Below are 22,883 nucleotides of genomic sequence, written 5' to 3'. Positions count from 1 at the left end.
CGTGCGCGCAACTCGCGCCGTCGTCCTGCTCTGCGCGCTGCTCTCCTTCCTCAGCGCCGGAGCCGCCCTCTCGATCGCTGTGGCCGCCGACGATCCAAAGTACCACGCCTTGGTAGGGCCGCCCGACCCCATCCCGAAAGACTGGGACCAGTTCACCGTCGGGCTTGATGCCCGCGACAAGTACTGCCTGGTCGACCAGATCGACGACCGTTCCATCTGCCGCCTTCCCGGGCCCGGCGATCCGCCATTCCCCGGCCGGACCAAGATCTGCGAAGGCGCGGACGGCACAGGCGCCGCGGAGTGCAACCCGCAGGAGCAGAAGGAGGCCGAGATCCGCCGCCTTGAGCGGTGGCGCAAGGACTTCCCCGACAAGCAGTGGAAGAACTTCGAGCCCCTCAACCAGTTCATCACCGACTGCGTCGTGCGCGACGGCCGTCCGTTCAGCGTGTGCCAGAAGGAGGGGGAGGAGGAGTACGGCGTGCCCTCCACGGGGCCGCTGGAGTGGGTTGGGAAGAAGTTCTCCGAGTTCGCCTCCAACGCGTTGAAGGAAGCCGCCATCTACATCGGGAACGGTGTCGTCTGGCTGCTGAAGGAGTTCGCGACGCTCTTCAACGCGAACTCCAGCATCAAGTTGGACGACGTCGGCATCAACAAGTTCACGTTGATGATGACCTCCCTGTCGGCGGTCCTGGCCGTGTTCCTGCTGCTGATCCAGTTCGGGAAGGTGGCCATCAGTCACAACGGCGGACCGGCTGCGACTGCGCTGACGGGCCTTGCGAAGTGGGCCGTGATCTCCTCCGTCTACTGGGGTGGGGCCCAAACCGCGCTCACCTGGTCCGACGAGGTGTCGACGTGGATCATCAACAAGACCTTCAAGGGCGGCGGCGAGGGCAGTATCGCGGCGACGCAGGCTATGCAGGAGAGGCTCGGCACCCTCTTCGGCGGGCTGATTACCGGGGGCGGTGGCGCCGCCACCGCCGGAGGCGCGCTCGTCGCCGGTGAGGGGGTGGCCGCCTCCGCGGTCGGCGTCGTCATCGTCGTCGGCATCGTCTGCATCCTGGTCATCGCGGCCCTGTGGGTGGAGATCCTGATGCGCCAGGTCGGCATCATGCTCATCCTCGCGACGATGCCGATCACCCTGGCGGGGCAGCTCTCCGATGCCACCGCCGAATGGTGGCCCAAGGCCCGCAACGCCTTCATCTCCCTGGTCCTGATGAAGCCCGCGATCGTGGCCTGCTTCTCCATTGGCGTCTTCGCCATGACCGAAGGGCAGGGCATGCAGAACATGCTCGTCGGCTTCGTCATGTTCCTCGCGGCCGCGCTGTGCTGGCCGGCCCTGGCGAAGTTCATGACGTTCACGACCAACGGCTCGGGCGCCGCCATGGCCTCGGGATGGCTGAGTTCTGCGGGGTCCTCCGCCTCCTCCATGACCGGTGGCTACCGCCCGGAGCCCAGCGGCGCCGGCTCGGTCGGCGGCGGCCCTGGCTACACCAAGGCCCTTGAATCGGAGAACACAACGACCTCCGCGGCTCCCTCGCCCTCCGGCACGGCCGGGGCAGGCGGCGCCGGGAGATCCGCAGGCCGCTTCGGCGGCCGGGCGCTGACCATGGCGGCCTTCGGCCTGCAGGTCGCGGCGGTCGGTAAGGACTCCCTGGAGTCCGGGCTGGGCAGCGCGGCCGCCAACGCCGGTCTCGACCAGGGTGGGGCCGGCGGCCGCCATGTGGTCATCCCGCCCCGCAGGCAGCCGTCCTCCGCGCCCGCTGCGGTCGGAGCACCGACCGAGGCAGCGGACCCCGGCCCGCGACCCTCCCCAGCCCATCGAACGGAGGGATGACGTGTCCCAGCCCATTTCCTACGGCGGCTGGCAGTCCGAGACGACCGGCTTCATGGGCCGCCTGTCCGGGCCCGGCTTCGCGATGGTCGCCGCCGCCTCCCTGCTCGCGCTCATGCCATTCAACGTCGGCTGGCAGGCAGCGTTCGTATGCGTGCCCATCGCACTGCTCCTGCTCGCCCTCGCCTTCGGGCGGGTGGCAGGCCTCAGCGCCGACGAATGGATCTCTCTCGCAGTAAGGCACCAGATCTCCGTGGCTACCCGACGCAACCTCTTCTTCTCCGGCGCCTTCGCCCCGCGCTCCGCCGACACCGGCCGCCAGCCCATGGACCTGCCCGGCGTCCTGGCCCGCCTGCGGATCCTGGAAGCCCCCGACGGGCTCGGCGGCCAGCTCGGCGTCGTCCACGACCCCGTGGCCGGTACCTACAGCGCCATCGCCCGCATCACCTTCCCCGGCCTGGCCCTCGTCGACACCGACAAGCAGACCGCCCGCGTGGCCACCTGGGCGCAGTTCCTGCGCAGCTACTGCACCGAGGACTCCCCCGTCGTACGGATCGCCGTGCACCAGCGGTGCCTGCCCGACGACGGCGCCGCCCTCGCCTCCTGGACCGCCCGCCACGTCACCGCGGACGCGCCGGCCGCCGCCGTGACGGCGCTGACCGAGCTGATGGACGGCGCCGGCCCGGCCGCCGCCTCGCGCGAGACGTACCTGACGGTGACCCTCTCCGCCGCCCGGGCCCGCCTCGCCATCAAGGGTGCTGGCGGCGGGCAGGTCGGCGCCGCGGCCGTCCTCGTACGCGAACTGCACGCGATGGGCCAGGGCCTGTCGACGGCCAGCCTCCAGGTCGTTGAGTGGCTGCCGCCCCGCAAGGTGGCCCAGACCGTGCGCACCGCGTACGACCCCGAGGCCCAGCAGGCCCTCGCCACCCGCAACGCGGCCGCCCAGGCCCCCGGCTGGACCGGTACCGCGCCCGGCGTCGACCCCGACCTCGCCGGCCCCGCCGCCACCGAGACGGCCTGGGGCGTCTACCGGCACGACGGCGCCTGGTCGGTGTCCTACCAGGTCCGCACCTGGCCCCAGGCCGAGGTCTACGCAACGATCCTTCAGCCCCTGATGCGGCCCCGGCAGAACGCCCGCCGCGCCATGAGCCTGCTCTACGAGCCGATCGGACCCCGCCGCGCCCGCCAGGAGCTGGCCCGCGACAAGGCCAAGCGGAGTTCCGCCCGCCACCTGCGCGCGAAGTCCGGTCGCGACGAGAGTGAGGACGAGCGCCGCGAGGAGGCCATCGCCCGTCAGCAGGACGCCGCCCGCGCCTCCGGCCAGGGCGTCATGCGGATGACGGCCGTCCTCACCGTGACCGTCACCGAACTCGACGAGCTGGAGACGGCCTGCGCCGAGCTCCAGGCCGACGCCGCCGCCTCCGGGCTGGAGGTGCGGCGCATGTGGGGCGCCCAGGACACCGGCTTCGCCACCGGCGCCCTCCCCCTCGGCCAGGGCCTGCCCGACCGACGGATGGGATTCTGATGGGCCTCTTCTCCCGCCGCCCGGCGGGCGACACCCTCCTCGACGCCATCAGCATCGACGAGGCGGCCGGCGTCGCCGACCGCCCGCCCCTGCCGATCCCGCCCCAGCGCACCGCCCGCGAACTGCGCCGCTCCCGCCTTCTGGAAGACCCGGCGACCTCGATGCGGGTGGCCCCCAGGAAAGGCTGGAGCCAGCCGTTCGCCGGCCGCGCCGCCGCCGTGCCGCGCACCGAAGTCGTACGCGCGGACACCGCGAACGCCGCCGGCCTCTACCCGTTCCTGCACGCGGCAAGCCTGCCGCCCATCGGCGCGTACATCGGCCGCAACGTCCTGACCACGGAGGCCTTCAGCGCCCACCCCGCGGTCTGGGTGAAAGAAGGACTGTGCACCAACCCCAACGTGATGATCACCGGCATCCCCGGGTCGGGTAAGAGCGCGCACGTCAAGGCCTTGTCGCTGCGACTGATGGCGTTCGGGCACCGCACGCTGATCGCCGGAGACGTCAAGGGCGAGTACCAGGCCCTGTGCCGCCACCTCGGCGTCGAGCCGGTACGCCTCGGCCCCGGCCTGCCCGGCCGCCTCAACCCGCTGGACGCGGGCCCGCTCGGCGCGGGTTTGGACCTCATCAAGGACCCGGCCGAGCTCAAGTCCCGCCTGACCGAGATCCACCGGCGCCGCCTGACCCTGCTGAAGGCACTGCTCGAACTCCAGCTGCGCCGCACCCTGCTCCCCCAGGAGGAAGAAGCCCTCGACGTCGCCGTACGCGAGGTCACCGGCGAGCTCCACGGCACCGGCACCTCCCGCTTCGCCGTGCCCACCCTCCCCCTCGTCTACGACCGGCTGCGCGACCCCACCGACGTCATGGCCCGCGAGTTGCGCATCCGCGACGGAGAAGTCCAGCGGGCCCGCGAGCAGATGGCCTCCATCCGCTCCGCGCTGGGCGGCATGGTCACCGGCCACCTCGGCGGTCTCTTCGACGAGGCCACCTCGATCGACCTGGACTGGGACGCCCCGCTCCAGTCCGTCGACATCTCCGCCCTGCAGGAGTACGGCGACGAGACCGTCGCCATGGTGCTGTCCTGCGTATCGAGCTGGGCGCAGTCCGCCATCGACCAGCCCGGACAGAAGCCGTGGATCGTCGTACGCGACGAGCTGTGGCGGCAGATGCGCTCCGGCGGCGCCACCATGGTCAAGAAGATCGACGCCGACCTCAGGCTCAGCAGGGCGACGGGCACCATCCAGGTCCTGGCCACCCACCGCCTCTCCGACTTCGAGTCCGTCGGCGCGGCGGGCTCCGAGGCCGTCGCCATCGCCCGCGACCTCATCGCCTCCTGCGAGACCCGCATCCAGCTCGCCCAGGACACCCGGCCCCTCCAGATCACCCGCGAGGCCATTGGACTCACCGACTCCGAATGCGCCCTCATCGGCTCCTGGGGAGCCGGCCAGCGCGGCCGCGCCCTGTGGAAGGTCGGCCGCGGCGGCGGCTCCCACGCCGTCCAGCTCGTGCTCTCCCGCACCGAGGAACGCCTCTTCGAGACCGACGAGAAGATGGTGATCTGACGTGCCCGAGCGAGGTACAGGCCCGTCCGCCGCCGGACTCGACGACAACACGCTGCTCGCCGCGTACGGCGCGGGCCTGGCCGTCACGATCGGCGGCTCCGTCCTCCTGGCCGGGCCGCTCGCCGGGCTGCTGTCCGGCAACGGCTGGGCCCGCAGCACCGGCAGCGTGCCCGTCACCGTCATCTCGGCCCTCGCGAAAGGCCCTGCCTCCGTCTACCAGCCGGCCCCGCCGCCCTGGCTGTTCTACGCACTCACCGTGCTCCTCGTACTCGCCCTGGGCGCCGTGATCGTCAAGGTCGCCGGCGCGGTGTCCTTCGGCGGCCGCTCGGGCGGAGCCCAGTGGGGAGGCGCGAAGACCGAGCAGAAGATGTCCGCGGCGAACGACCCGACGAAGCGGGTCAACCGCATCACCGCCGGACGGGGCCTGCGGACCAGGAAGGTGGTGGCCGCCCAGCCCAATATCTCCGCGACCGTCTTCGGCGTGCCCGGCTCGTCGAAGACGACCGGGCTGGTCCTGCCCAACGCCGCCGAGTGGCAGGGCCCCCTGGTCGTCACCACCACCAAGGCCGCGGACCTGGACGTCATCTACGCCCGCCGCCGCGGGGTCGGGCCCGTCTGGGTCATTGCCCCGGCCGGTATCCCGGGCCGCGACAGCGACCACTGGTCGCCGGTCGAGTACTGCGCCGACGCGAAGGACGCGGACCGGATGGCCTCGTGGCTGGCCGAAGCGTCCCCCTCAGGCGACGAAAAGCGGGCTGCGCCCTGGATCGACCAGGCCAAGAGCGTCCTCAAGGGCATCCTGCTCGCGGCCCACCTCTCCGGCGGTGGCATCTCCGACATGCGCCGCTGGATCTCGCTGGGCAAGGACGCCGTCGACCACGTCCGCGCCGTTCTCCTCGCCCACGGTTTCACCGACGTCGCCGACGACTACGCCTCCCCCTGGCTGCGCCTGCACGAGGACGGCATCGGCTCCATCCAGTTCACCCTCAACGTCCTGGCCCGCGTCTTCGCCGACGAGGAAGTCCGCGAGACCTGCGCCCGCTCCGACTTCACCTTCGCGGAATGGCTCGACAGGCGGGGCACCATCTGTGTCATCGCCTCCGAGGCCGACGCCGACCGCTTCGCCCCGCTCATCAGCTCCCTGATCGCCGGAGCCATCCACGCCGCGGAGTCCCGCTACAACCGCACCGGGAAGCCCATCGACCCCGCCGTCGGCATCCTCGTCGACGAGGCCGGCAACATGCTGCGCTACCCCCGCCTGCCCAACATCCTCACAACCGGCCGCGGCATGGGCATCACCCTCCTGACGGTCTGGCACGACCTCTCCCAGCTCCGCGAATCCCTCGGCACGCAGAAGGCCAACACCGTCCTGTCGGCGAGCGGACTGCGCATGCTCCTGCCGGGCTGCGGCGACCTCGAGACGCTGCGCTACTTCTCCGGCCTGTACGGGCGGACCGAGGTCATGAAGACCAGTCACGGCCGCTCCCGGGGCGAGCACTCCACCAACACGCAAGCCACCGAGACCGACCTGGCCCCGGTCCATTCCCTCCAGCAGCTGCCCGACTTCACCGCCATCGCGCAGTACACCAACCTGCCGCCGATCAAGGTGAAGATGCGCCTCACCTTCCGCGACAAGGACCTCAAGAAGCTCCTCGCCGAGCCCACGGCGGGCCCCGCCACGAAGTAGAGCCGACGACGAACCGCCCCAGGAGCGCACGTGCCCGACCCGATGAACCCCGCCGACCTCTGGCCGATGCCACCCAACGCCCCCCGGCTGACCGAGCCACAGCGCTGGGTGTGGGCGGCCATGGACCCCTCGGAGCGGCGGATGCGCATGCGCGAGCTCGGCGGATGGGTCGACTGGCTCCGCAAGACCTTCGAACTCCACAACACGCTCACGCACTGCTGGTACCGGCACTCCGCGGTCGTCGAACACCTCACCGCCCTCTACGCAGGCTGGATGCGCACGTACGCCGGCGAGGAGGCCCCAGGCCGTGAGCTCGCCGAAGCCGACTGGATCAACACCCTGCACGCCTTCGTCCCCCGCCTGCAGCTCGCCGCCTGCGCGACCGGCACCCACCAGGACCCGCCGCTCATCGTTCGCCGCCCGGCCGGCAGCGAGGACGCCTTCGAGCTGTACCTGACGCTCTCGGACGCGACGACCGCCGAGGCCGCCCACCCGGCAGCCGCCGAACTCGACCGCCGCGAAGCCGAGCTCAACGCGCCGCTGTAGCGACGTACGGACCTGGGGAGGCACCCGAGACGGCCACACCAGCAGACCGGGCCGCCCCCCTGGGGCCGCCACCCAGGAGCGGCGTGAAGGCGATGCCCCTGTGGGGCGGCGCTGATCGTTCAGCCCCCGGCCGGCCGGCCCCGGGCCGGCCCGAACCTGACCCGTCTGCGGTCAGGTCCACGCCATCCGGTGACGTCCCGACCTCAGAAGACGTCAACTGGGCGGACTTCGACGAAGTCCTCGCCGCCTGGGACGAGCTGGCCCTTCCCGTCAGGGCCTCGGAGGTCCGTGCCGCCGTACCGAGGCCGTGGCCGTCTTCAACCCACACGTTTGGGACGTGATGAAGGAGAAGGCCGACCCGGCCTCTACTGGAACACCTTCCAGAACGACCTCCGCTTCCAGGGCTTCTGGAAGGCCTCGATCCGGGTCTTCGAGGCGATCTCCGTCCAAGCCGGCAACCACTCGCGGCCTTGCTTTCCCGTCGGCCGTCACCAGTTCCCGTAGATATCCACGATGTTGGCGATCAACTCGCGCAGGGCGTCGGCGCGGTGACGGTCCTCGCGCTGATCGCGCAGGGACTACTCGTCGGCGGCCCGGAGCCGGGCCAGGGCGACCGGATCGCCGTCCTCCACGTCTTCGAGCACCGGCTCGGTGGTCAGGTCCAGGCATTCGGTGAGCAGGCGACGGGCCTCGGGGGAGGGCGGGCCGGGATCGGGGTCGGCGAACGTGGTCGTCAGGTACCGGACCGGGTCGGTGAGGCTCCAGCCGACGACGGTGCCGTGCTGGACGAGGAGCGCCACGTCGGGTGCGATGCCGATGCGGGCCTCCAGCGGCTCGTCGAGGACCTCGAGGTCGCGCAGGCACGTGAGCACGGTGTCCCCGGGAGCACGGCACAGGACCGTGGTGATCTCGTGCCGGAAGTCCCGGGCCTCGTCAGCGCGGAGTCCGCCCGGGCGTGCCGCGGGCGTGACGGGGACACGGGCGGCGTCCTCGGCGGATGCGGTCTCTCCCGGCAGCTGGAACTCGGCCCCGACCAGATTTCGGCCGGCCGGATCAAACCGGAAGACGTCAGGGGTGTCCCACAGCCAGTCCTGGCTGCCGAACGTACCCAGGAGCCACCGCTCACGTTCCTTCACGTCCGCGTACTGCACGACATCCACAGAAGTGCCCGTGAAGCGGGGAGCGATGGGCAGCGGATCGTCCGTCACCGCTGCCCGCCACTCGCCGTCGAACGTCAGCTGCGCGGTCACCCGTAGTCCTCGAGCAGTTCCGCGACGAGCGCGAGCAGGGCGTCGGCCCGGTGGCGGTCCTCGCGCTGGCTTCGCAGGGCGCGGTCGAGCGCCCGGAGTCTGGTCAGGGCCACTGGGTTCCGGTCCCTCATCTCGTCGAGCAGCGACGTGGTGATCAGATCCAGGCATTGGGTGAACAGGAGCCGGGTGGCCGGGGAGGGAGGAGCCGGGTCCGGGGCGGCGAACCCACTGGTCAGATAGCGCACGGGATCCGTGAGGCTCCAGCCGACGACGGTGCCGTGCTGGACGAGGAGCGCCACGTCGGGTGCGATGCCGATGCGGGCCTCCAGCGGCCCGTCGAGGACGTCGAGGTCGCGCAGACAGGTCAGCACGGTGTCCCCGGGAGCACGGCACAGCTCCGTGGTCACCTCCAGGCGGAAGTCCCGGGCCTCGTCCGCACGGAGGCCGCCCGGCCGGACGGCGGGTGTGGCGGCCACGCGGACGCTGTCCTCGGCATCCGCGACCTCACTGGGGACATGGAACTCGGCACCGACCAGTTCCCGGCTCGCCGGATCGAAGCGGAAATCGTCGGGCGTGTCCCACAACCAATCCTGACTGCCGAAGGTGTCGAGCTGGAACCGCTCGCGCTCCTTTACGTCCGTGTACGTCGCGATGCGCACACGGAAGTCCCGGAAGACGAAGCCCGGGGCGATGGTCAGGGGTTCGCCCGTCACGGTCGCGGTCCAGTCGCCGTCGATGGTGAGTCTCATGGTGGTTGCTCCTCATCGGATCTACACGGCCGGAGCCATGTAGCCGTGCTTGCCCTTCGCTTCGTGCAGCCCCCTGACGCCGGTCCCGGAGCGCGACCGCAATGCGCCGGCCGCACGCGTCCTCCTCATCAGTGAGCTGGCCGCTGTACCCGCCGTCGGCTCGGTGGACCTCTCGGCTCCCCTGATGCGCACGCAGTTGTGCTGCGTTTCTGCTGCCAACTGACCTGGATACGCTGGCAACTACTGACTCGTCTCCGCAGCCACAACCACTTGACCAGCACAAATGGGCCTAACTCCCTCTAAAAACGCCAGCCCCCCGATGCTGCGCAGTGCGGGCTTGTCTCCGGTCTCCGTCTGCGGGCTCCACGCCCGCGCCGGCCGTGAAGGCCAGGACGGAGGCGGCGGAGGCCGCACAGCCGGCGAGGACGGCTACCGGGACGAGACGCGAGGCCACGGTCCACCTCCGGTGGCCCAGGCGGCGAGCGAGCCGGCCAGCACGACGAAGGCGGCGCACAGAGCGACGGTCCGGCCGGTGAGTTCGCCCGGGAACGGGGCGGGCTCACCGGCGCATCCCCGGGCGGCGCCCGGTCAGCAGTTCGGTCGGGACGTGTGCCCGGGGCAGGTCGCGGGGCGGCGCCTGTACCGGTTTGGTGGTGACCCACTTCTGTTCCCGGGCGATCGCCTGGTGCGCGGAGGCGTCCAGCACCGCACGGGCAACGGGCGTTCCGGCGTGGAGTGCGGCTTCGAGGAGTTTGCCCGCGGAGCTCTGTTCCGCGCTCATCACCGCCGTGTAGGCGGTGGTGAGGGCTTCCACCTGTCGGAGGTGGACCGGGTAGAAGCGCCGGCCCGGGTCGAGCTGCGCGGGCCGGTGCTTGGCGGTGTTGGTCACCAGGCCCGCTCCGGCCCGTCGGACGGTCCATGGGGCGGCGACGGCCATCTGCCACCCTGCCGCCGGCAACCGGTAGAGCGATGCGGTGAGCGGGCCCGCGCCTCCCGCGTCCGCGAGGATGTCTCCGGCGGGACGGGGTGTTCCCGGCGCCTGTTCCGGCGTCCACCGGGGCCCGAACATCAGCTGCCCGACGCGTACGCAGGCGGTACGGGAGATGACCACGGCCGGGTGGGGGTCCGTCGACGGAAACTGTGTGACCTGGCCCTTGCGGACGAGCTCGTAGCCCGGCGGGGGTAGCTTGGGGCGCTCACGGGGGTCGCCGATGTCCACGACCTGCAGCCACTCCTGCGCGGCGGCGGCCCAGGCCCGGGACGACGTACGCAGCGCGCTTGCGGCCTCGTTGAGACCGGCACGCAGAGGCCCGTCCGGGGTGTCCGCCGCGACGTGACGCAGCACCTGGCCGGACAGGATGCGGGCCATCGCCATCCAGTGGGAGAGCTGCTTGAGATCCGATCCGCCCAGCCGCTGCTCGGCCCGGTCGTGCAGGGCCCCGTAGGCCGCGCGGGACAGCCGCTCGCTGTCCTGCTCCAGCCGGGCCGTGACAGCGCTGGTGGGATCGGTGGCGGCGGCCTGGACGGGCTCGACGGCCAGCGCCAGGGGAAAGGAGGCCAGGGAGTGGTCGGCGTCTCGTGCGGAGGCCCGGGCGTGCACGGAGGCCTGGTTCAGGGAGGTCCGGGCCGCCTCGAAGGCCTCGGCGGCGCCGGGGTGCTCGGCGCCCTGGGCGAGGCGGTGCAAGACCTGGCCGCCGGCCCAGGCCACCTCGGAGTACCGGTGGGTGAGGTAGTCGAAGGCGGCCTGGTGGCGCAGGAGATAGGCGTACGGGGTCAGCGGCTCGCGGTCGGGGCCGAGGTGGCTGCCGATCGTGTCCCGTACGGCGCCCAGAGCCCGTACGGCGGTCGCGATCCGCTCATCGGCCGGTCCGGCGTTGCCCGCGGCCGGAGCCCGCAGGTACTCCTGGGCGGTGTCCAGCCACGAGCTCGCCCGGTCCAGGCCGCCCTCCAGATTGCGTTCCCCGGTGGTCAGGGCCCGCTCCTCCGTGGTGGGGACGGGCGTGTAGGCGCGCGGGCCGAGGCCCCTCTTGACCTGCCCCAGGACCTGGTCGATCCCGTCCACCAGGGCGACGCGCTCCTGCGGGCCGATGGACGCCGGAGGGATCTCCGCCACTGCCCGCAGCTGCCCGACCGCGACATCGAAGAGCTCTCCCAGTGTGGTCACGTCACCGCTCCCGGACTCGGGTCAGCGCCACGGACGCGCCGGAGGCCAGAGCGGTGGCCTCGCTCAGCGCGTGCGCCGCGCCTTCTCCGACGCTGTCTGCTGTGGTGAGGAGCCGGTCCAGGGATTGCCTCGTGTGCTCCAGGAGCCGCACATACGGGTCGAGGCCGGCGGCCCCGGGTCCCGGCGGCGGCGCCGTGACCGGCGTGCCCGTCTGCGGCAGCGGAAGCAGATCCCGGCCGGCCGCGCACTTCTGCGCGGCGAGCATCGCCTGCAGCTCGTCACTGCCCTCTTCGAAGGTGATGCTGTCGCAGAGCTCGGCGGTCACACCGAAGACGTCCCAGGCCGCAGCCAGCACCACGGCGGTGTCCTCGGAGTCGAGCCGTGCGTCGAGTTCCATCAGGGCGGACATCAACATCCCCTCCTTCACGTCGGAATGAGGGTGATCGTCCCACTCTGAACGCGGCCGCCGGGACAGTCTGTGGACGAGGGCCGCCCTGTGGACAACCCGCCGCCGGGTCCCGTAGACGAGAGAGACCGCCGGGCTGGCTCGGGGCGCCGCCAGCCCGCCAGGCGCCCGCGTGGAGGGGTGGTGATGACTGGCCGTTGAGCTGACGCCGGTCGACGGCCAGCAGAACCCCCCGATCGTGGTGGGCTGAAACAACTCGGTATGCGGGGCGCGAACGCGCAGCCGACGCGCCCCCAGCCGATATGAAGTAGTTCAGGCACGGGTTCCGTGAACGGCGCCCTTGGGGCTGTCCTGACCTGGCTGGATACTTGCCCGATGAATGTTTCGAGGGCTTCATGGGTCAACACGACGCACGATTGGTCCAGTGTCGTTGACACAGATCATCTGGCGCGCATCCGGCGGTGCCGGGCGCAGTTCGCTCCGGATGGACCCTGGCACCTCGTGCTGGAAGTCGTTGCGTATGCCGCCGACGAGGCGTGGAGCAGGGGCGGAGGGCGCTGCGTCGTCGCGCTCCATCTCGACGGCTCGCTGTCCGTCGGAGATGACGGACGGGGCACCGACACCAGGGTGGACGAGCACGGCCGGAGCGTGAAGAAGCCGGTTATGGCAACGAAGGATCTCCGGTTCTTCGACTTCCCGCAGGTGGAAGTGCTGCCCGACGGCCATCCGCGGCGCGGTATGTCGGTGGTGGCAGCGCTCAGCCAGTGGCTCGTCCACACCAACCGCCGCGTCAACGGTGCCTGGACTCAGCGCTACGAACACGGCATCCCGGTGTCGGACTTCGAGCCGGTCGAGGCCAACGGCACCACCGGGACGCTGGTCCACTTCAAGCCGGACGAGTCGCTGGGACCGGTGAACCTGCCATCGGCCGGCGACCTTACGCGCTTGGCCGCGAGCTGGCCGGATCTGGAGATCCAGGTCGAGGACCGGCGCGACGGCTGACGGGACCAGCGGGGTGACCGGGCTCAAGCCCCCCAGGTCCCCGGTCTACGGCGCGGTGACCCTCCCGCAGCTCCTGCTCCTTCCTGCCGTTACCGGCGACCACCCCGCTCCCTGAAATGGCGCTGCCGCGCCGCCCGACTCTCGGGCGGCGCGGCAGGTCGGCGGGCGGGGTCAGCCGATGAAGTAGCCGTTCAGGTCGGCGATCAGGTCGAGCGATCCGGCTGCGCCGTAGAAGCTCACCTGGCCGTCGATGACCGGGACGATCACCAGGTTCGAGACGGTCTGCCCACTCAGGTAGTTGAGGTTCGACACGTTGGGCCGTGTGACTCCGTGGGGGTAGACGACAAGGTGGCTGCCGAGGGTGGGGGCGGTGACGGTGACGTTGAGGACGACGGCAGTCACGCCGCTCGCCGGAACGCCCTCGGCGCCGGCCACCTTGAGGTTGAGCGTTTCGCCGCTGCCCACGGCCCCCGGGTGCCCGCCGATGCTGGTGCGGGTGTCGAGGAGGCGTACGGGCGAGCTTGCGGAGAAGGTGGACCCGGTGGCCGAGTAGTAGGCGGTGACGTCGGCGATGAGGTCGACGGACCCGGCGTTGTTGCGCAGGTCGACCTTGCCGTTCACCACCGGGACGGTGACCAGGTTCGGGACGATCTGCCCGGCGGTGAAGTTGAGGTTCGACACGTTGGGGGCCGCCTGCCCGTTGGGGTAGACGGTCACGTGACCGGCCTGGGTCGGGTTCACGGCCGTGACGTTCATGACGACCGCCGTGACCCCGGTGGCCGGGATCCCCTTGACCCCCGAGACCTGGAGTGTGACCACTCCGCCGGGCCCGACGCGTGCCTTGGCGGCCCCGACGCCGTCACGCGTGTCCAGGAACCGGGAGGGGGTGATGGGCGTCAGCGCGGAGCCGGGGCCCTGGTCGGTGTAGTAGCCGGTGACGTCGGCGATGAGGTCGACTGAGCCCGCGTTGTTGCGCAGGTCGACCTTGCCGTTGACGACCGCGACGGTGACCAGGTTGGGCACGGTCTGCCCGGCGGCGAAGTTGAGGTTCGACACGGACGGCCTGGGCTGCCCGTTCGGATAGACCATGACGTGGCTGGCTTCGGTCGGGTTGACGGCGGTGACGTTCATGACGACCGCCGTGACCCCGGTGGCCGGGATCCCCCTCACGCCCGCGACTTGGAGCGTGACCACCCCACCCGGACCGACACGTGCCTTCGAGGCCCCGACGCCGTCACGCGTGTCCAGGAACCGGGAAGGCGTGATCGGTACGAATCGGCCCTTGCCCGTGGTGTCCTCGGGGGTGACCGTGTACGCCTTGGGGAGATAGCCCTGAGAGGGCACTCCGCTGGTGTACCCGACGCCTTCGAGGACCACGTCGTACTGGCCCGGCTCCAGGCCGTTGGTGTCCACCCGGACGGTCAGCGCGGTGCGGTCATCGCTGACGGAGACCGGGGTCAGGACCGACTGCTTGTCGCTCCCGGCGCGGACCAGCTTCATCCTGGTCGTCATGGTGAGCGAGGTGCCGCGGATGACGGCCTGGGTCTGCGTCTTCGCCGGGCTGGTGGCGGGGGTGATCGAGGTCGGCGCTTCGATGGCCGGAGCCCAGCACCCGCCGCATACCGCCCGCATGCTGTAGACGGCCGGAGTGGGGGTCTTGGCCGCGCTCAGTATCAGGACTGCCTGGGCGGCCTCGGCCTCGCGGGCCGCTTCGCATTCGGCGCTGAATGAGTCCCACCGCTGGTTGCAGTGATACGTGGGCTTCACGCTGTCCCACTCGCGGCTGCTGTGCAGGCTCAGTGCGGGAACCTCGCGGCCGGGGGCGTTTCGGATGCCGGTGACGTAGAAGGACTCGTCGGGCTTCATGTCGACCACGGCGCAGTAGGCGGTCGAGGTCTCGGAGAGGACTCCGTTGCGCAGCGGGAAGCCGTCGACCGAGATCGGGTTGGCAGTGCACTCGGGCGCCCAGCCGGCGGCCGTGCCCACCCTCCAGATGTCCATGGTGCTGCGGATGGGCTGGCCTGCGTAGCGGTAGGGGGACAGGACCGCCGTGTACGAGGTCGAGCCCGTCACCTTGCATGGGACGCTGCGCAGCTGCTGGCAGAGGACCTTGCCGTTGGCGTCGACGAGCGTCAGCCACGTGGAGGGAGTGTCGCTCGAGTATGCCTCGGGTATTCGGTCGTTCAGCCAGTACCTGTCGGTGGCGGCGCCGCGGATCCGCAGGCAGCGGGCGTCCAGGCTCGAGCCGAGTTCGAACGGGGTCGATGGGCCGCCGACCTTCGTCGAGGAGGTGGCCGTGCATGTGGCAGCCGACGAGATGTCCCGCCGGGCCAGTTTGAGTCCGTACATTCCACTGCCGTGCAGCATTGCGGTGTACGGGACTCCGGGGGCGAGTTGGCAGCTGATGGGGGCGCCGTCTTTACATGCCTCGGTGCCCGTGGGGTCGACCAGCTGGATCACGCCGGGCCGCCTGTTGTCGCGGTCGGCCAAGTCGATCATCTCGGCGGCGGAGTGCTGGTCGGCGGGAATGCTCAGGCACGTCTGCTGTGCCGCATCGATCTGGAGACCCCAGGAGCCGTCGAATCCGGTGCGTGGCCATGCGGTGCAGCCCGCGTGCTCACCAGTCCGATGAATGATCAATCCGTAGGGCGAGGTGGGATCACCGCTGAGCACCGCGCGGAACGGGGCGGCGCCGCTCAGCTTGCAGAGGGCGCTCGTGTCGCCGTAACGGCCGGTCATGGCGCACTGCTCGGCGCCGGCGGCATCGTAGACCACGGCGTCGAGACCGCTGCCGGTGATGCGGTTGAGCAGATACACGCCCTGGCCGGTAGCGGTCGGCAGGGTCAGGCAGAGCTTCTGCCCGGGCCCTGCGAAGGTGCCCGAAACCGCACCGGCCGCCATGCCGTTGTCGTGGGTGGCGGCGCAGCCCCGGGTTTCCTTGGCCGAGTGGAACGCCATGCCGAACGGGGTGGCATCCAGGACCTGGGTGTACTTCGCCCAGGTGTAGCTGCCGGCCGCCAGGTCGCAGGACCCCAGTCCGCAGTCGTTCATCAGGCTGCCATCGGACGAGAGCAGCTGCCCCAGAGGTGCGTAGCCACTGGAAACGAGGGGGCCGAAGGTATACCGGGTGGACTGCGTGGCCCGCAGGACACGACAGGGCACGGTGGAGGTCAGGTCGGGCGACGTGCCGAACGTCAGCGGCTCGACCACCGCGCAGCCCTCTGGATCGGAGAGCCGTGCAAAGGTGAGGTCATGGTCGGCTTCCACACCGTTGGCGGCTTCGACCGCGACCCGGAACGGCGCTACGCCCGTGAGCTTGCAGTCGAGGTGGCTGCCGCCCTGTTCGATGCAGATCCTGTTCCCCACGCCGTCGTACACCGTCGTGTACAGATGGATGGTGCTCGCGTAGACGCGCAGCGTGTCCTTCGCTGCCAAGCCCAGCGTGTAGCAGTCACCCGCTGCACGGAGTGGCACGAATCCGTGGAACCGGGTCGGGGCGCCGAGCTTGCTGTCGGCGGCGCCCACCGTCTTGCACGCGCTGGAGGAGAGCAGCGGGACGTACGACACCGATATGTCGCCGCGGCGTTCGCCGCCGTTCTGGGTGACCAGCGTGTACGTCCCGGCCCCTGTGGTGGGGCACTCGTTGGTGTTGTACCGGCAGTTCACCACAGTGCCGTCGGGCGCGATCAGCTTGGTGGTCATGCCGTTCTCAGTCGCGACGGTCTTCAGCAGGACCAGGTCCTTCTGCAGCGGCAGGGTCAGCGTCATGGAAACGCTCTTTCCCTGCTCGACCCCGCAGCTGACGACCGTGTGCGGTGCGATGGCGGTTGGGCAGACCTCCAGTACGTCGCTCTGTTGCAGCGCACGCACCTCGGCCTCGCGTTCGGCCTTCGGATCCGGCGCGGGCGGCGACTGCGGGCCCGCCTTCGCGGCCGGCGGTGTACTCACGCCGGACCCCTGCTGGGACGAAACGGCGGCAGTCGGCTCGGGCGGCGCCGCGAGCGCGGTACCGGACTGGCCCGTGAGCGAGGCCAGGAGAGCCAGCAGCAAGGCCTTGGAAGCGATTCCGCTTCTCCGCCCGCGTCTCTTGCGCCCTCTTCTGCCCATAGGCAGCAAACTCATGAACCCCCCAGTTCAAGCAGACCCGGCCCCTGTGATCTTCACGGAGCTTCGGGCAGGCGGATCTTAGCCTGCCGCGCTCCGTGTCAAGGGGGCCGGTGGTGGGTTCAGCCGTTGGCGGCCGGACTACGCCGATACGTGCGTGGATACGCCCGTGGGTGCAGCCGGCCGTCCTGCTCTGGTCAGGTCGCCGGACGGGGGGACCGGGGCGCGGCGGGCGGCGGAGCGGCGCTGCACGGCGCCGGGGCCCAGCCCTGTGGGGCGGCCGCTCCCCGCTGACCTGGGCTCTTAGGCCTCGTCGCCATGGTCGTGCAGGCGCTGGTCCAGGTCGCTCACCCAGTGCTGGGCCCAGGCGCGCAGCTCGGCCGTCTCGTCCTCGGTGAGACCGTAGGCGGCGAACTCGGCGTCGTCGGCCCAGTCCGCGCCGACGAGGCGGTCGCGGAGATCGTGGAGGCGGAACTCGTCGCGGCCGTGCCGCTCGCCGAGGCGCTCCAACTCGTTTCGGGTGCGGTGGCGGGAGGCGGCGTGCACGTCGATGAGGTCGCGTACGGCGCCGCGGTCGGCGAGGGCACGGACCTTGGTGCCGATGACGGAGTCGAGGGCGAGGACCGGTCCGTACTCGGTCTGGGCCGGCGGTGTCCAGAAGTGTTCCTTGAGGACGTCGACCTCGCACTCCTCGCCGGTGTCCGCATCGGCCGCCATGAGGCGGGCGGACAGCGCGTCCACGTCGATCACGCGCACCCGCCACCCCCGCGCGGCCAGACCCTCCTCGAGGCTGGCGACGATCTCTGCCATCGGAGCAGGGTTCTCGGTGGCGACGTCGAGGTCCTGGCTCAGGCGCTCCACGAGGCCGTGGGCCTGGACGGCGTACCCGCCGGTGATCACGAGAGGGTACGGAGTGCCGATGTCGATGACGGCGGCCAGCAGCCTCCGGTGCAGGTCGCTCAGCTTCACGCGGCTGCGGATCCCGAGGTCGGGAGCTCGGGAAAGGCTTCCTCCCAGACCTGCCGCACGTGCCGGCTGACCAGCGTGCGCAGGACGGGCCACTGCGCCAGGAGAAGGTCGCGGCTCAGCAGGGTCACGAGGTCCTCGTGCTGCCCCTCGGCCAGAACGGTGCGGTACAGGCCCATGCGAAGGCGGGGGCGGTCCAGGTCGTAGGCACGCAATCCGGACCAGGCCACGTGCAGCGGCAGCTCGACCACACCGTGCTCCGGTCCTGCCAGCTCATCCAGCGAGGCGGGCAGCCGATGCGCGTAGCGGGCGTGAAGCACCTCGGCCGCCGACGGCACCGCACTGCTGGAGAAGAGCATGACCATGGACCCGATTATCCCGCGTACCGCCCGTCCCCGGTACCCCAGGCACGCCACACCGCCCCGGCGGCAGCATCCACCATGGCCGGAGCCCGGACCAGTGTGGTGGAGTCCCACAGGGTCGGGGTGGGCGCGTGGAAGACCGTCCGGCCCGATCCGTCGGCGGGCTGGAGCTGCCACACCGGAACCCGGGCTTCGTCGAGGGAGGCGGCCAGCACTCCCACGCCCGCCCCTGCCAAACCCTGGTCAGCGCGGATGCGGCCTGCCACTGTTACGGCGCCGGCCGCCCTTCCGTGCGGAAGAGCGGCCGGTGACGTGGTGGTGCTGCCTACGGAGTCGGGTTGGGCAGGGGCGTCGTTGCCAGGGCCGGGATGGACCAGCGCTGTGCGCCCGAGGGGTTGCAGTCGTAGAGCCAGAGCTGGGTGGCCGGGGTGGTGTTGAGGTTGCCGAGGTCGACGCAGCGGCCGGAGGCCGGGTTGTAGAGCACGCCGTCGGCGAAGGGGATGAACTTCTGAGCGGGCGAGGGGCTTCCGTCACGGCAGGTCATCAGCTGGAGCAGGGTCAGGTTGGCCGTGCTGTCGTTGGCTGCGTTCACACACTTGCCCTGGATGCGCAGGGAGCCATCACCGCGGACCTCGAAACTCTGGGCGGGGGTGCCGTTGCAGCCTGCGATCTGGATCTTGTTGCCGTCCTGAGTGCTGGCGTAATCGTTGTCCATGCACGTACCCGGAGCCGCGGGCATCGAGATCTCGCTCAGGGCTCCGGGAGTGGTCAGGGACGCGGCATAGGGGTAGACGGCCAGGTTGCTGATACCACCGCCCTCGAGGCTGTCCCAGGGCCCGCCGTTGTTTTTGGATCGCCCGAGGACGAACGGGCCACTCGGGGCGGGGCTGCTGGAAGCCTGGTGATGGGCGCTGCCCGCGAGGACACCGTTGACGTACAGGCTCATCAGCCCGCTGTCCGCGTTGTAAGAGGCGGTCAGCCGGGTCCACGTGTTGGGGGTGAACCGCGCCGCGTCGTTGGTGGCGGCGGTGTAGTCGAAGGGCCACCCGTCGACATCGGCGTACGCCAGGGCGAAGTGCCACTTGCCGGTGTTGGTGTCGGCGTAGAGGAAGAACGAGCTGCTCCGGTTGCCGTCCTGGCTGGCGATGATGCTCGTCTTCGTACCGGGCTTGGCCCAGGTGCTGATGGTGAAACTCTTGCGGGTGTCTATGACCGGGCCGGTCGTGGTGATGGTGGATTGCGGACTCGTGAAGGCGGCGTATGCCGTATCACGGCCTTGGATGGAGGCGGTCGGCCAGGTGATCCCGGATGCGGTCGCGGGGTAGTCGCCCACGGCGCTGGGTGTCGCCGTGCCGTTCTGGCCGGTCAGCTTCCACTGGGCGGACGGCTTGTTGAGGTTGCCCAGGGAGACCGGCGTGGTGGAGAAGCCGGTGCTCGTTCCGGTGAAGGCCACGAGCTGCTGGTTGGTGTCGATCGCCCAGATGTCGGCGCGTCCGTCCCCGTTGAGGTCCCCGTACGAGCCGACCTGGGGGTACAGCTTGGGGTCGATCGTCGTGAGAGCGGAGGCGGGTGCCTGGGCCGACGGCGGGGTCAGCACGGCGGTGGGAACGTAGCCGGCGTTGAAGGACAGGGTGTAGCTGTGCACGCGGCCTGTGACCTCGTCGCGTGCCCACAGGGTCGGTGTGCCGCCGACCTTCCCGGGGGCGATGAGCGTGGTGCGTGACCAGTCGCCGGAGCCGAGCAGCATGCCCTGGCCGAGCCGGGTGTTGCCCATGGAGCTGCCGGGGTAGTACCAGAGGCGGTTGTCCTCGACCGTGACGAGGTCGGCGAGTCCGCTCGCGTTGGCGAAGCTTCCCGGGGCCAGGATCTGAGTGACCTTGGACCAGTCGGTGACGTAGCCGGTGCACTGGGCGGCCGGGTTGCACGTGGGCTTGGTGGCGACGGGCGTGACGTTCTCGGTGAGGGTGAAACGTCCCGGGGTGCCGTTGGAGGAGGCGTCGTTGCCGTAGACGTACATCTTGCGGGTCGTGCGGTTGTAGGTGAAAACGTCGTCCACGCCTGACTGGCTGAGGCTTCCGCGGTGGGTGACGAGGTAGTTGTCCCAGCCCGTCTTGTCCGGGCTCTGAGCGGCTGTCGATGAGGTGATCGCAGGAGCCGAGACGTCCGTGTTACCGGGGCTGAGCAGCAGGTTCCCGCTTCCGGTGCGGTCGGGCCGAAGGATATCGGGGATGCCGTCGCCGGTCAGGTCCCCAGCTGTCACAGGGGTGGCGGGATTCCACGGGGCGTAGAAGCTGTAGGCGGCTGGGCGTGAGTTGCCGGCTCCGTCCACGGCCCTGACGTAGAGGGCGTGGGTGCCCCACTGCTGGGCCGTGAGGCTGATGGGGATGTTGGTGGTGGCGGCACCGTTCGCGTCGGCCGTGACGGCGACGGACTGGGCCCCGCTCACCGGGATGGGCGCGTCGAGGGCGTACTCGAAGCGGCGGATCTCGCTCTTGAGGCAGGCCATCAGGTCACAGCCGGTGGGGAGGATGTCCTTGCTGGAGACGGGGATGGTGATCCCGGTGTCGCCTGCGTGCGCGGTGGGGGTGCGACCGCTGCCGAGCGGGGGGTAGGCCTTCGAGTCGCCGAAGGCCGCAGCCGTCGGGGGCGTCAGGTCCACCTTGAAGTTGCAGTCCGAGGTCCAGGGTCCCTCGAGTGTCCCGTCGTAGGCCTTGACCCCCCAGCCGTACTGGTGGCCGTCGGCGACGGTGATGCCGATGTTGGTCCGTGCCGTCGTCCCGGAGGCGACGAAGGGGCTTCGGGGCTGGGACACGGTGGCGGCACCACCGCTGCCATTGTTCTTCATGTTGTCCCAGACCGTGTAGATGGCCTGGAGGTTGGCGCCCTCCATCGGAGTCGTCAGGCGGGCGTTGAGCGAGATGTTGCTCATTCCGCCGGTCGTGGAGGTGCGGCCGATCCAGCCCGGGGTCCCGCCGTTGCAGGCGGCGCCGCCCGGGTTCGCGGAGTCGGGTGTCGTGCTCACCGAGTCCGGGGCGGTCGGCGGGATGTCGAAGACCGTTGTGATGTAGGGGTTGCTGGCGAACCGCATGAAGCCGAGGTTCGACCTGACCTTGTTGCCGTCGCCGTAGAGCCCGAATGTCCAGGTGTCCGCGTCATGCGAGGCTACTTGCCGGATGCGATCGGTGATGTCGAAGGCCGCGTACTTGTAGCCGCAGTCGAAGTAGGCACTGGAGATCTGCTGGGTTCCCACCGTTGAGACGACCCCGGGGCGGTTGTTCCAGTTCGTTCCGCTGCTGATGGGGTTCGTCTGCTTCACGGTGACGGGCCATGTGTTGGAGCACCCGTGGTCGGCGGCGTAGGTCGCGGTCAGGTACAGGGTGGACTTCTGGACCACCATCTGTGGCGTGAGCGCGCTGGTGTTGATCTCGTAGAAGGACTCCTGCATCCCGAAGCAGTTGGAGGAGTACTGCTGGTAGCCGACGCCCTGGCCGTAGTCCTGCGCCTTGTCGTAGGTGGTGGCGTTCGAGCAGCCCTCCTGGGCCACGACGAAGTGTCCAGTGCCGGAGGTCACCGGGTTGACCATGGGATCGATGTAGACGGGATAGGTCGTCTTCTCACCGGTGAGCAGCTCCTGGTCCGGGGTGAGGGTCACCGCATCGGGCTGCGTCGAGATGCCGATCGTCTTGACCTGGGCGCCGGGGCCCGGGCTGTCGGTCGACGACGGAGTGGTGAGTTCCGTGGGGAGGGGACCCGTGGGGCCAGAACCATCCTCGGTAGCCGTGCTGCGGTTGACCAACAGGTTCGTGAAGGAAGGCGTGGCCTTCTGGCCGGACGTGCTGGAGTCCCACATGAGCGGGGTGGCGCTGGTGTACGCCGGGGTTCCGTCCGGTGCGGCCGCCTGGAGGTTGCCCGCGCTGTCACTGCCCAGGGTGAGGCCTTCGGCCTTCGTCGCCAGTCGCAGGCTGTGCAGGGCCGGATTGGCTGCGGCCTGTGCCGTGCGGACGATCAGTACTTCGCTGAAGGCGCCCTGATCGTTGACTGAGGCCTGAAGGTCCACACCGGGGAAGACGTCCGGATACAGGGCGCTGTCGCCGGTGATCTTGGGGGCGGGCAGGGCGACGGGGAAGGACAGTTCGAGGCTGCGGCCCTCGTGATGCTTCAGGGTGGCGAGCGGCCCGGTGCCCCCTCCGGAGAGGGTCACCTGCGTGGGCGTCGCCTGTGGTGAGTAGGTGCCGTCCGGGTTGAGCTGCAAGGTGGGGTCGAGCTCGGTCCACTTTCCGGACTTCAGGACCCGCACGGGCTTGAGGTGGGTGGTGGTGCTCAGCGAGCCGTTCGGGTTGGCGACGGTGTCACCGGTCGGCGTGGTCAGGGAGGTGACCGGGACCGGTTCGCCCTGGGACTTTGCCTGCTGGACCGCGTATGGGATCGAACCGGCGGGTGGTTCGGCAGTGGCAGCGGACGGTGCGGCAGATCGTGCCTCGGCGAGTGCAGTTCCTGGCGCTCCGGAAAGCAGACCGAGGGCTGTCATCAGGACGGTGGCCCGTCTGATGCCCGAAATTATACGGTTTTGCATACGTGGTATCCCCCCACATGGCGCTCCTGCTGGATGTCGTCATCCAGCCAATGTGCGAACGAGAACGGCAAAGATTTACAACACTGCCCGCAGTTGAATATTTCATTCCGGTTTTCTTGAGTCGAATCGGCCAGCCCTTGACTGGGTGTTATTGGGACA

16 protein-coding genes and 1 pseudogene are annotated in these 22,883 nt (G+C 70.1%); 7 read left to right on the top strand and 10 right to left on the bottom strand.

Annotation, left to right across the window (positions count from 1 at the left end; genetic code table 11):
* Position 1: 1 nt before the first annotated feature.
* The 6 genes from J7E94_RS07655 (at position 2) to J7E94_RS07630 (ending at position 7,652) form a co-directional block, all read left to right on the top strand.
* Positions 2-1,834, top strand: coding sequence for a hypothetical protein (locus J7E94_RS07655; RefSeq protein ID WP_308344686.1), 1,833 nt, complete (start codon positions 2-4; stop codon positions 1,832-1,834).
* Position 1,835: 1 nt separating this feature from the next.
* Positions 1,836-3,356, top strand: a complete 1,521-nt coding sequence (locus J7E94_RS07650) for an SCO6880 family protein (RefSeq protein ID WP_215013498.1) — start codon at positions 1,836-1,838, stop codon at positions 3,354-3,356.
* Positions 3,356-4,915: a type VI secretion protein gene (locus J7E94_RS07645; RefSeq protein ID WP_215013496.1), complete on the top strand. Its 1,560-nt coding sequence runs from the start codon at positions 3,356-3,358 to the stop codon at positions 4,913-4,915. The genes J7E94_RS07650 and J7E94_RS07645 overlap by 1 nt, the downstream gene beginning before the upstream one ends.
* 1 nt (position 4,916) lies before the next feature.
* Positions 4,917-6,602 (top strand): type IV secretory system conjugative DNA transfer family protein, encoded by a 1,686-nt coding sequence (locus tag J7E94_RS07640; RefSeq protein ID WP_215013495.1) that lies wholly within the window; start codon positions 4,917-4,919, stop codon positions 6,600-6,602.
* Between the two features lie 30 nt (positions 6,603-6,632).
* Positions 6,633-7,148 (top strand): hypothetical protein, encoded by a 516-nt coding sequence (locus J7E94_RS07635; RefSeq protein ID WP_215013494.1) that lies wholly within the window; start codon positions 6,633-6,635, stop codon positions 7,146-7,148.
* A 330-nt stretch (positions 7,149-7,478) separates the two neighbouring features.
* Complete coding sequence (locus J7E94_RS07630; RefSeq protein ID WP_215013493.1) at positions 7,479-7,652, top strand: hypothetical protein; 174 nt, start codon at positions 7,479-7,481, stop codon at positions 7,650-7,652.
* A gap of 74 nt (positions 7,653-7,726) precedes the next feature.
* Here the strand turns inward: J7E94_RS07630 and J7E94_RS07625 are convergent, their stop codons facing one another.
* From J7E94_RS07625 to J7E94_RS07610, 5 genes and pseudogenes are all read right to left on the bottom strand, one after another.
* Positions 7,727-8,398: a hypothetical protein gene (locus tag J7E94_RS07625; RefSeq protein ID WP_251056284.1), complete on the bottom strand. Its 672-nt coding sequence runs from the start codon at positions 8,396-8,398 to the stop codon at positions 7,727-7,729.
* The gene (locus J7E94_RS07620; protein ID WP_215013492.1) at positions 8,395-9,147 is read right to left on the bottom strand and encodes a hypothetical protein; all 753 of its coding nucleotides are present in this window, start codon (positions 9,145-9,147) and stop codon (positions 8,395-8,397) included. Before J7E94_RS07620 ends, J7E94_RS07625 begins: the two co-directional genes overlap by 4 nt.
* A 289-nt stretch (positions 9,148-9,436) precedes the next feature.
* A pseudogene (locus J7E94_RS35600) lies at positions 9,437-9,669 on the bottom strand (hypothetical protein); the annotation flags it as partial.
* Between the two features lie 37 nt (positions 9,670-9,706).
* A complete protein-coding gene (locus J7E94_RS07615) occupies positions 9,707-11,311 on the bottom strand; it encodes a hypothetical protein (RefSeq protein ID WP_215013490.1) in 1,605 nt (534 codons plus the stop codon).
* Position 11,312: 1 nt separating this feature from the next.
* Entirely contained in the window at positions 11,313-11,720 is a 408-nt protein-coding gene (locus tag J7E94_RS07610) for a hypothetical protein (protein ID WP_215013488.1), read from the bottom strand.
* Positions 11,721-12,092: 372 nt separating this feature from the next.
* On the opposite strand from J7E94_RS07610, the gene J7E94_RS07605 reads away from it, so the two are divergent.
* A complete protein-coding gene (locus J7E94_RS07605; RefSeq protein ID WP_215013485.1) occupies positions 12,093-12,719 on the top strand; it encodes an ATP-binding protein in 627 nt (208 codons plus the stop codon).
* A gap of 171 nt (positions 12,720-12,890) precedes the next feature.
* Here the strand turns inward: J7E94_RS07605 and J7E94_RS34280 are convergent, their stop codons facing one another.
* From J7E94_RS34280 to J7E94_RS07580, 5 genes are all read right to left on the bottom strand, one after another.
* A complete protein-coding gene (locus J7E94_RS34280; RefSeq protein ID WP_251056283.1) occupies positions 12,891-16,667 on the bottom strand; it encodes a hypothetical protein in 3,777 nt (1,258 codons plus the stop codon).
* Positions 16,668-17,126: 459 nt separating this feature from the next.
* Positions 17,127-17,792 carry a nucleotidyl transferase AbiEii/AbiGii toxin family protein gene (locus J7E94_RS07595; protein ID WP_215013483.1) on the bottom strand — a complete coding sequence of 222 codons (666 nt, stop codon included), beginning with the start codon at positions 17,790-17,792 and terminating at the stop codon, positions 17,127-17,129.
* Positions 17,789-18,154: a hypothetical protein gene (locus J7E94_RS07590; protein WP_215013481.1), complete on the bottom strand. Its 366-nt coding sequence runs from the start codon at positions 18,152-18,154 to the stop codon at positions 17,789-17,791. The genes J7E94_RS07595 and J7E94_RS07590 overlap by 4 nt, the downstream gene beginning before the upstream one ends.
* A gap of 8 nt (positions 18,155-18,162) precedes the next feature.
* Positions 18,163-18,372, bottom strand: coding sequence for a hypothetical protein (locus J7E94_RS07585; RefSeq protein WP_215013479.1), 210 nt, complete (start codon positions 18,370-18,372; stop codon positions 18,163-18,165).
* A gap of 104 nt (positions 18,373-18,476) precedes the next feature.
* Entirely contained in the window at positions 18,477-22,679 is a 4,203-nt protein-coding gene (locus J7E94_RS07580) for a LamG-like jellyroll fold domain-containing protein (protein ID WP_215013477.1), read from the bottom strand.
* Between the last annotated feature and the right edge of the window lie 204 nt (positions 22,680-22,883).

Source organism: Streptomyces sp. ISL-94, assembly GCF_018614075.1.
Classification (GTDB): domain Bacteria; phylum Actinomycetota; class Actinomycetes; order Streptomycetales; family Streptomycetaceae; genus Streptomyces.
Note: the sequence above shows the minus strand (reverse complement) of the source record. Positions and strands in the feature narration are given on the sequence as shown.

Bases quoted from the DNA above. Each gene is read 5' to 3' on its own strand.
- J7E94_RS07645 (WP_215013496.1), top strand. From the start codon at position 3,356: ATGGGCCTCTTCTCCCGCCGCCCGGCGGGCGACACCCTCCTCGACGCC.
- J7E94_RS07620 (WP_215013492.1), bottom strand. From the start codon at position 9,147: ATGAGACTCACCATCGACGGCGACTGGACCGCGACCGTGACGGGCGAA.
- J7E94_RS07610 (WP_215013488.1), bottom strand. From the start codon at position 11,720: ATGTCCGCCCTGATGGAACTCGACGCACGGCTCGACTCCGAGGACACC.
- J7E94_RS07605 (WP_215013485.1), top strand. From the start codon at position 12,093: ATGAATGTTTCGAGGGCTTCATGGGTCAACACGACGCACGATTGGTCC.
- J7E94_RS07590 (WP_215013481.1), bottom strand. From the start codon at position 18,154: ATGGTCATGCTCTTCTCCAGCAGTGCGGTGCCGTCGGCGGCCGAGGTG.
- J7E94_RS07580 (WP_215013477.1), bottom strand. From the start codon at position 22,679: ATGACAGCCCTCGGTCTGCTTTCCGGAGCGCCAGGAACTGCACTCGCC.